General features: G+C 62.5%; 2 protein-coding genes and 2 pseudogenes. All 4 read right to left on the bottom strand.

The window, feature by feature from the left end; translation table 11 throughout:
* Positions 1–409 (bottom strand): annotated as a pseudogene (locus AC1DY5_RS48490) (nitric-oxide reductase large subunit); the annotation flags it as partial.
* Positions 410–445: 36 nt separating this feature from the next.
* On the bottom strand, positions 446–739 hold the full coding sequence (locus AC1DY5_RS48485) for a DUF2249 domain-containing protein (RefSeq protein ID WP_478121478.1): 294 nt from the start codon (positions 737–739) through the stop codon (positions 446–448).
* 279 nt (positions 740–1,018) lie between these two features.
* Positions 1,019–1,405 (bottom strand): annotated as a pseudogene (locus tag AC1DY5_RS48480) (acyl-CoA dehydrogenase family protein); the annotation flags it as partial.
* 182 nt (positions 1,406–1,587) lie between these two features.
* Entirely contained in the window at positions 1,588–3,249 is a 1,662-nt protein-coding gene (locus tag AC1DY5_RS48475) for a Fic family protein (RefSeq protein ID WP_478121477.1), read from the bottom strand.
* Positions 3,250–3,269 lie beyond the last annotated feature (20 nt).

The following is a 3,269-nucleotide window of genomic DNA, read 5'->3' as shown; positions in this document are numbered from 1 at the left end:
CACCGCTCGTGCTGTCGTAGGTGTTGCGCCGCATCTCGTCGATCACTGTGGCGTCGAGCGCACCGCGTTCCGATGCACTCAGCGCGGAGGGCTCCTTGCGGTAGGCCTGTGCGTGGCGATTCTTGAGCGCAACGGCCTCACGGTGCAGCCAGTCCGCGGACCAGTCGGGTGCGACGTAGCCGCCATGGCCCCACACGGAGCCCAGCTGCTGTCCGCCGGCCGACAGCCAGACCTGTTGGCCCCGCTGGACCTGCTCGCCGCTGAAGATCACCTCGCCGTTGGAGGCGGTGACGGATGCGGGAATCGGGGGGGCCGTCAGGTAGATCTGCACGCCCAGGTAACCCAGCGCGCCGAACGACAGTACGAAGATGAAGGCGAGCCAGCGCCACAGCCTGTTGTTGTTTCTCATGACATGTCCTTGGGTCATCGAAAAGGGGCCCGGCGTTCAGGCGCCGCCGCATCCGCCGCAGCAACCGCCGCTCGCATGCGCGGTGAAGGCCGGGATCTTGGTGATGGCAACGCGCCAAACGGAGGGGCCTTCCTCGAGGTAGTTCCATGCGAAGCGGTGGGGAAACTGTGCCTGGAACTGTGCGTAGAGCGGCCTGGGATCGTGGTCGTTCACGAGTTCGATGGCGTGACCGTCGTCGAGGGCGGAGAAGGTCGAGAAGATGTGCGAATGACGAAAGCGTGGCTCCAGGACACGGACATCGACGGTGGAGGAGAAAGCTGCAGATTTCACGGAGATTCCTTGTAGCGAACGGCGTAGAAGGTGTATTTCAGATGCATCTATGCTAGGAAAGGGCCTGCCGTGAGATGTTGATCTGCATCAAGGTCCGCATCGAAATCGGCGTCGCCTGCGAGCGCCATCGGGCCACGGCGCTGCGTCAGCGGCGTGGGCGCAGCTCGGCAGGTCGAAGCTCCGAGCCATTGGTCGATGGTCGAGGACACCCGCAGCGAGGCATGCTGCGGCTGGCTGACGCCGCATCAAAGCCTGCCCATGCAGCTCAGCCGATGCCGTCTAGCGCACGCGCGGCGGCGCCTCGACCTGTTCGGGCGTGGTGAAGTAGGCCGCGCTGGTCCCCATTCGGGAGCGGGCCTGCGCGAGTTCGTGCCGCGCGATCGTGCGCAGATGCACCTCGTCCGGTCCATCCATCAGGTGCAGCGCCCGGCCCCAGGTCCAGAAGAACGCGAGCGGCGTATCGGGCGACAAACCCATGGCGCCGAATACCTGCATCGATCGTTCACGGCCCCGGCTCTGCAGCCGTGCGGCGACCACCTTGATGGCCGCAATCCGAGCGCGCAGCTCGCCAGGCTCGCAAGTGTCTTGATCGAGCGCCCACGCCGCCTGCAGAACCAGCAGCCGCGCCTGCTCGATCTCGATGCGCGATTCGGCCAGCCAGTCCTGCAAATCGAACCGTTCACTGCCGCCTAACGCGGCGATGCGCACGTGGATTTCGATTGCTTTGCCAATTTTGAAGCGAGGTTTGATTGAATCGCGAAGGATGTCGACGAACACGGCAGTGCAGCGGAGACGCAGTAAGGCAATTCTTGCCCGCGGTCATACGGATCGGGGCAAATGTCTTTGTCTCACCCTCGAGGAGCCGTCGATGCCTCGTCGTTCGTGTCTTCTTGCTCTTGCCAATTCTCTGGCCAGAGGAGCTGGTGCTTGACCAAGGACTTCTCGAATGCGTTACACCGTTTCATCAGATCGATGGTCGCATCAAGATCCTTGTAGCTGAAGGCTGCAGTCCAGCGTTGGATGTTCGTCATCGCATCCAAGTAGGGCTCGGTTCGCGCCGCGCGCATGAGCTCCCTCAAGCAATCGAGGTACTGCTCGCGATACAGGGTCGGGACGATGATTCGCGCCTCGCCCGCCGCGCTCAGCTCCGAGTTCATAACCAGGCGCGCAAGGCGGCCGTTCCCGTCGTTGAAGGGGTGTACTTCCGAGACGATGAACATCGCAAGCAACGCGCGCGGGAGACCTGCGTCGACGTCGTGCATCAGCAGACCCGCTTCTCGTAACGTTCCCACCACCAGTCGCGGCTCGACAAATGTCGTGTTGCCTGCAACGTTTCGCACCACCTTGAACTCGCCCGGCAACACCTCGGGCCGCGCCGCCATCATCAATGCATGGCGCTCACGCAAAGTCTCTTCGAAGGCCTTGATGTCAGTGATGCCACGGGCACGCCACGGATTGCGTGCCTGATCGAAGACGCCCTTGATGTCGTGAGAATCCTTGGGGCGCAGCGCGCTGATCTTGCCTTCGAGGGCGATCGCGCGAGCCTCGCCAATCTCGAACTCGGTCCCCTCGATGAAGTTGCTGAAGTACGACTCGAGGAAGGCGAAATTGGTTGTCGCCGGCGACTCGCCGGCCACGTCCGCGATCCGCGGCAGCTCGTTGACCTTCAAGAACTGGACCAGCTTGTGGAACAAGTCCATGCGCGGAGCGTCATAGCCCTTGACCCGGCCGGTGCCCTTTGAGGGGGCCATCTTTCGATCGGGCCGCGTTCCGAGGATCGCACCCATCAGACGATCGAGTTCTTCCAGACGCGCCTTGGGCGTATTCATCAGCGCGCCGACGATCTTCACGCGCTCGCGCAACTCGAGGAAGGCCTGCTCGCCGCGCGAGTCGCAGATCGAGATCAGTCGGTCTTCGATCTCCTCAGCGCTTACCTTCCTGCTGTATTGCGGATCGTCTTCGCGCGGCGGTGGTGCCATTGCATCAAGCAGCATCCGCGCTGGGCTCGGGAAATAGACCTCTCGGCCTTGGATCTGGGTATCGCCGTCGACCGGCCCTGCACCGCTCGACAACACGACTTTCAGGCCGGGCAGCTCCACCACCCGTGCATAGCTGCCGCCTGCCAGGTACATGGTGGTGGCGACCATCCCGTCGAAAGCGCTTCGGTACGCGACGACGGTCTTCGGAAACAGCGCCGCCAAGATTCTGGCCTTCTCTCGCCGGAAGAGCGTCGGCCAGTCAGCCTCCGGGAGAGACGTCGCGATGCCGCTGCGCACCCGATGTAGCTCGCCGGCAGCAACCCGGCGCTGGACGGCCCGTTGTTCCGCTGGGCTGAGTTCTGCGTTGAGGTAGAGAAGGTCGTCTTGTCGCATTTTTTGGTTTGGTTCTGCCAGCGAGGCCGGTTTGTCGGGAGTATTAAGGCCGTTAATGACGGTTGTCGCTTTTTTTCGTCTTGTTCGACCTGCGGGCCATCGGCAACTCAGAATCCTAAACTTAGGATTTCGCGACATTACTCAGCAGTCGATAATTT

This window comes from Variovorax sp. P4_D9, from assembly GCF_056401695.1.
The sequence above is the reverse complement of the archived record's forward strand: the minus strand, read 5'-3'. Positions and strand labels throughout refer to the sequence as shown.